The 5,998-nt window shown below is 32.7% G+C and carries 5 protein-coding genes; 2 read left to right on the top strand and 3 right to left on the bottom strand.

Translation table 11 applies throughout. The annotated features are described in order from the left end of the window. Positions 1-178: 178 nt before the first annotated feature. Both J4P91_RS27975 and J4P91_RS27970 read right to left on the bottom strand, forming a co-directional pair. On the bottom strand, positions 179-352 hold the full coding sequence (locus J4P91_RS27975; protein WP_207996692.1) for a hypothetical protein: 174 nt from the start codon (positions 350-352) through the stop codon (positions 179-181). A gap of 1,141 nt (positions 353-1,493) precedes the next feature. Then, on the bottom strand, positions 1,494-1,946 hold the full coding sequence (locus J4P91_RS27970) for a hypothetical protein (protein WP_207996691.1): 453 nt from the start codon (positions 1,944-1,946) through the stop codon (positions 1,494-1,496). Positions 1,947-2,420: 474 nt separating this feature from the next. Here J4P91_RS27970 and J4P91_RS27965 point away from each other — a divergent pair, with 474 nt between their 5' ends. Together J4P91_RS27965 and J4P91_RS27960 are read left to right on the top strand one after the other, a co-directional pair. Continuing rightward, positions 2,421-3,887, top strand: coding sequence for a plasmid recombination protein (locus J4P91_RS27965; protein ID WP_207996690.1), 1,467 nt, complete (start codon positions 2,421-2,423; stop codon positions 3,885-3,887). Positions 3,888-4,109: 222 nt separating this feature from the next. Then, a complete protein-coding gene (locus tag J4P91_RS27960; RefSeq protein WP_207996689.1) occupies positions 4,110-4,772 on the top strand; it encodes a MarR family transcriptional regulator in 663 nt (220 codons plus the stop codon). 658 nt (positions 4,773-5,430) lie between these two features. Here J4P91_RS27960 and J4P91_RS27955 read toward each other — a convergent pair. Beyond that, positions 5,431-5,841 carry a DUF1878 family protein gene (locus J4P91_RS27955; RefSeq protein WP_207996688.1) on the bottom strand — a complete coding sequence of 137 codons (411 nt, stop codon included), beginning with the start codon at positions 5,839-5,841 and terminating at the stop codon, positions 5,431-5,433. Positions 5,842-5,998 lie beyond the last annotated feature (157 nt).

The raw sequence follows: 5,998 nt of genomic DNA, 5'->3' as shown, positions 1-5,998 counted from the left end.
ACCAAGTAAATACAAGGATTCCACCTTGTCCTTGCTACCGATAATGATAGGTTATGTTAATTAAGTAATATCCCATGTTGAATCGGACGAATTGTAACGGAATTAGAACAAGACCGCCAAAAAATGGTCTTGTTCCTTGTTTTCTTTGATCAACTATTAAAACAGAGATTCAAATAAATCATCTTGCTGTAACATCTTTAACTGTATCGGAAATACGGTCAACCGCTGCTTTTCCAGCATCTTCAACAACATCAATTGCATTTTGTACTGCATCGCCTGCTACTTCAATTCCACGTTTTGTTTTGTTACGTCCTTGGTCAATGGCAGATTGATTTCGATTTTGCTCAGTCATTCGTTATTCCTCCTTAAATCGTTCTTCGACCTTAGTATAAGAAAATGTTATTTTGTTATTCATACATTAGGGAATGTTATAGGACGGGTACAGTATCCATTCATTTGTTTACTTACTATCGATAATCATACTTATGTAAAAAACTAGTGTGGATTTAGCTTTTTCTTTTTTGTCCATGATGCTCTAACCTCTTTATTTGTTACGTTTTGAATGTATACTTTTGTTAGTGTTTTTGGAGGAAACGAGTAAAACGCAATAAAACCAATAAAATCAAGGAGATGAATGTAAACTAATATTCAAAAGTTTACTTTCAGTAATAACAAAAAAATCCCTTAATAATGCTAAAGGGATTTTGCTCACACAAATGATCTGCAAATCAATTCACTTTTGATATACAGATCATTTGTATGATAATTTTTATAAATAATTGCTAAATAATGAACTTACATAAATGCTTTTAAAAGTTCTTGAACTAATGGAATTGCTCCACCTACGAATTTTAAAACTGCCATTGCGATTGCCATATTATTTCCTCCTCTTTTGTTGATGCTAAGATGTGATTTATCTTTATGCTTTTATTATAGTAAGCGCTTACATTAATAACAATACATTTCTATATGCAATATTACATATTTATACGTTTAGACAAAAATTAGACCTCTATTAGTCATTCCTTAATGGTATCATAGCGAGGTGAGAGTCTTTAAGGGTTCTCCTTAATAGGAGGAAACGGATATGGAAAGAGTGCAAGCGATTATTGACAGTAATCTGAAATTCAAGAGCTGGGTTAAACAGGTACTAGCTATAGGCGGAATGTTAGGGTTCTGCTACTTGGTATTATATGTTTTATGTTTCTTATTTGCTATGTAAATACTAGATAACTACACTAGTGGAGTCTTGCCTACAGAGGTAAGGCTCTTTTGTTGTATCTGAGGTGAATTTTTTTTGAGGTACTCCAAAATATTGGGTTGATGGGCATGTGGTTCTACTTCTATCACTGAAAGTAAATAAATATTTAAAAGTTTACTTTCATTTTAATGAAAAATAAAAAGCACTTTTGATAATTTCACAAGTGCTTTTCAAGATAATGTTAATAGATGTGTTTAGCAATATGATCTTAGTTCTAAAGTAATTATCAATATTAACGATTAGTAAATTGGATCAGTATCTTTTCAGTATGCTCTGCATTTAAATGATAAATAGTAGAATCTCCTGTACGTCGAATATACGATTCGTTATTATGTCCTTCTATATCAAAAGCCAACATTTCAAATATAATCTTTTCTCCATTATCTAGCGAAAACGCAATAGTACGCTGAGAAATATTAGAAGAGTTTTTGAAAAGCTTTTTCTTCCAAAAATCTGTTTTTGATACAACTTTTTTTGAACTAGTTAGTTTTTGAAATACATCTTTTGCATCTTGACCATAATCTTTAATAATACCTTCAGCAACTGAATCTGTTTCTAGATATTTTATCTTTGAAATTGTATCAGAAGTTAGTTTTATTTTTTCTTCAGGTTCTATAAAAAAAAAATAGATACACATAATTACAAATATAAACAATATTCCTAACACTATTTTTTTCGTGTTCATTTAATTGAAACTCCTTATGTAATTATTAAGAATATAGTAGCATGAATATTTATTTATATTAATGAAAAAATATTTTCTCGTGTCTGTCAACGGTAAGCGGACAAAACGAAACGATAGTGAAGTGAAGGAGCATTAAGGAGTTGACAGACCCACTACGCCCAGACCCTCTTGTGGTTGTCAAAAGGTACCTTTTGACCCTGCCTACCGGCGAGGGAGCCCCCTCAAAAAATGAGGGGGTTGGGGGAGTTTATTAGATGGGGTCTGGGGAAGATTTCCCCAGTGGGTTTGGGCAAAGCCCAAGGTTTGGTTTTGCGACGTTTAAACGTGGCTCGGCAATGCCGAAAAGCGTCGCAGACCCCTATCGATTTTGATGCGATAGCGTCAAAATACGTATAGGGTTACGTTAATTGACACAATTTCGTCGCCTTGCTAGACTTATTGTATCAATTAATCTAGGGGAAGTGGTGGCGCTTTATGTTGTTCTCTATCTCATTTAATCAATCTCACCAAAGTTCATTAAGCCATAATAACAGGGAAAATATTCATGGGAATCTTGGTATAGATCCATCCAGGTTAGAAGAGAATATCTACTTTGTTCAAAAGGACATCCGAAGTGTATACAAGGATGTCTTTCAGGAAGGAGTAGACAAGTATAACGAGAAACAAAAACGAAATGACCGTAAGATTGATGATTATTATGAAAAAATTCGTAAAGATGATAAGACACATGAGCAACGAGAATTAGTCGTGGCGATTGGGGAAGGTAAAGACGACTCGAAATATAGGGAAGCCAAAAAGGAAGCACTGAAGCGCTATGCTGAGGCGTTTCAAGAGCGGAATCCAAATCTAGCAGTCTATAACATGGTTTTACATGATGATGAAGCGAATCCCCATTTACATATTAACTATGTACCGAATTTCGAAAGTAGTCGAGGGTTAACGAGGCGTGTCGGAATGGATAGAGCTTTGCAACAACAAGGTGTACAAGGAACAGGGAGAAAGTTAATTGCGCATTGGAGAGAATTAGAAACGGCTTATATTGAACAATTAGCGAAAGAATACATTCCGAATTTTGAACGTGCCAATGTAGGTTCACATAAATACATGAAAGTCCGTCAATACAAGGAATATGCAGAAACAAAATCACTTGTTGAGAATCAAGTACAAGAAAAAGAAACGCAGTTACAAACGATTGATCATCATTTAAAAAATGTTGAAGAGAAAACAAATGAATTACAAGTAGCGAAAAAGAGTTTGGAAAGTGATGTCGTTGATAAGTACAAAGAATTAGAGATAGTGAAACAACAAGTAGAGAGTGAAAGTGAAAAGCTGCAGTTAATTAGCAAGCGTCATGTAGAGTTAGAAAAAAGAGTAGAACAAATGCAAAAAGAATTAGATAGTGCTAAGGATCAAGTACCAAATGAACCTGTTAAAATTCCATTTTTGCATAGAGAAGTAATAACAGAAGTACAATATAAAATGTTTGGAAAAGCTGAAGTCACAAAGAAACAGACAAGGAATTATGTGTTATCACCAGAACAATATCAAGAAGTAATAAAACAAGTGAATGCAGCCGTTACTATTAAAAAAGATTATGAGCGTTTGAGAGAAACAGATTTTGTGAAAGAGAATGAAAGTTTAAAAGTGCATGCAGAGGCGTGGATGAAAGAAAATCGAACATTGAAACAAGAAAAAAGTCAGTTGCAAAAAGAAGTTGGTGTATTAAATAGAGAAATTAGCTCATTAAGAGCTCATATAAAGGGTTTACAGACGAATATAAGAGTTTTATATGCACAAACGAAAAAAGTTCTTAAAGAGCAATTTAAGGTGTTTAGAGGGATTATTAAAAATGAATTGGATAGCAAGGGAGTAGATAATCAATTTGAACGTGAACATAAGAGGGAAATAAATAAACAACGAGGATTTGACATGAAACGGTAAAAAAAAATAGGGAAACTTCGTTTTTATCTTTAAGGTTGTTAAAAACATGATAGAATGAAAAAAAGAGCCATGCGGGAACATGACTCTTTTCATAGGGTATTCTACGAAAATACCTAAAATTCACTTATCTGATTATAGATTATCATAATTTGATTTATAATCAAATAGCAAAAAATAGGTATTTTTGTTGATTCCCTCAATTAAGGAGGAATTAACTTAGATATGACCAAAAAAATTATTGATTTTGGACAAGCTGAAAAAAAAGCAAAAGAAAGAGATAGCAAGATTAATAGCATTTATGAAAAACTTGAAAATAGTGGTGGACTTTCTGAAGAAGAAAGAGCCATGATGTTACAAGTATTAAGCAAAATGTCTGGTGGAGAAGAATACTTCATTGGTAAAAAGAAAAAACCTACGGATCGGGTGAGATTTGTGCAGATAATTACTGATAATATTAATTATTTATGTAAAACGGGGTATCTGACAAATGCTGAAAAAGCTTTTCTAATCGATTTAACACCGTATATAGAGTTTAAAACTAATATTTTAATTGAATGCTCAAATGAAGATTCTGAGGAAGTAGATGCAGATGCAGCTACGCCAAGTTATTTAGCAAGGAAGTTAGGAAAAGATAGAAGTAATCTTTCTCATTTAATGAATGGTTTATTGGAAAAAGGTGTTTTAGCAGTTGCAGAAGTTGGAATGACAACTGAAGATGGTCGCATTTGTAGTTCTCGTACTTGGTTTGTGAATCCTAATGTTTTATGTTGTTCTCCTAAAGATGGGGTAGATAAGGCTACTATGAAGATTTTTAAGAAGTCTCTTAGAAATTTTAAAATAGCTGGAGATAAGAAAAAACATAACTTACCGATTTATTTATTTTAGATGTCATTTGTTATTGACATCTTTTTTTTTTATTATTTTTCCATTTTTTAGGTGTGGGAATTTAGCAACACATGTGTGGGAATTTTCCCACACCCTATCCCTTATAAACCCTTGATATTACTGACTTTTTTCACTTTGTTCTTCTCACTCTTATATATAAAGCTAAAAGTTCCGCAAGGAACGGGTCGTATTTTTGAGAAACCCACTCAAAAATCTCCACCCTCAAAATTAAAAAGTCGGTTCGTTGATCCTCACCTAAAGGCTAACGCCTTTTCTTTTTGATATTGTCCTTGCAAAACTTTTTTCGGCTCGTGTGCTTTTATCGCCAAGCCGACAGACAAAAAGCAAAGCAATGGTTCTCAACTTGGACTAGCAAGTATACGAGCCGAACCGCTTAGATCATTCGTTCCAAAATAGTTCTTATTCGAAAAATAGATACGTAATAGGTGGGGTTTCGCCCCCACACGACGAGCCAGCACTCTAGCCAAAAAGCAAATTTCAGACCAAAAGACAAGAACAAAATCATGCTAAATAAAAAAATAAGCTGTCCATATGGACAGCTTATTCACATAATTTTCGTTAGCGGAAGTCAATGTATTTAGGAAATTACCAAGAGCCCTTCAGATTACTTAATTGAAGGGCTCTTCTATTTACAGAATTAAATGTTATTACTAATTTGTAATTGCTCTAAGAGATGATCACAGACATTCACAAAAATACATTGTTTTTTTAAATTTAATAATAAGTATTTCAATTCAAATTCTTGATAAAAAATCTTAGTGATATATAGTTTAAACTCATCTAAATTAGGTTTTTGGGAGCTGTATAGCATATCTAAAGGAAGTTTAAATTTAGAAAACAAATGATCATTTTGTCCAAAAATCGAAACTTCTTCTTTAGTTAATCGATCATGAAATACAATTAAAATTTTTGTTAAAACCTTTACTTGTTCTTCTTCAAGTTCCCAATCTATAACAAAGTTATAAAATGGGAACTCATCTGATTGAATCATACTTTGCATAAGTCTAAATTGATATTTTAATAAAGTCATTTCTTTAATTAAATCCATGTTTTCCCTCCTGTATTTTCCTAAATTAACCAGTATATAATAACAATATATAATTTAAGATACAAATATCTATGATGTATAATCTATACAATTCTAATTAACATAACGTCCTATTATCGGTAGCGAGGACAAGGGGGAATCCTTGTGTTTACTTGGC

The organism is Bacillus sp. XF8, from assembly GCF_017498755.1.
Classification (GTDB): Bacteria; Bacillota; Bacilli; order Bacillales; family Bacillaceae_G; genus Bacillus_A; species Bacillus_A bingmayongensis.
The sequence above is the reverse complement of the archived record's forward strand: the minus strand, read 5'-3'. Positions and strand labels throughout refer to the sequence as shown.

Bases quoted from the DNA above. Each gene is read 5' to 3' on its own strand.
- J4P91_RS27960 (WP_207996689.1), top strand. From the start codon at position 4,110: ATGACCAAAAAAATTATTGATTTTGGACAAGCTGAAAAAAAAGCAAAA.
- J4P91_RS27955 (WP_207996688.1), bottom strand. From the start codon at position 5,841: ATGGATTTAATTAAAGAAATGACTTTATTAAAATATCAATTTAGACTT.
- J4P91_RS27970 (WP_207996691.1), bottom strand. From the start codon at position 1,946: ATGAACACGAAAAAAATAGTGTTAGGAATATTGTTTATATTTGTAATT.
- J4P91_RS27975 (WP_207996692.1), bottom strand. From the start codon at position 352: ATGACTGAGCAAAATCGAAATCAATCTGCCATTGACCAAGGACGTAAC.
- J4P91_RS27965 (WP_207996690.1), top strand. From the start codon at position 2,421: ATGTTGTTCTCTATCTCATTTAATCAATCTCACCAAAGTTCATTAAGC.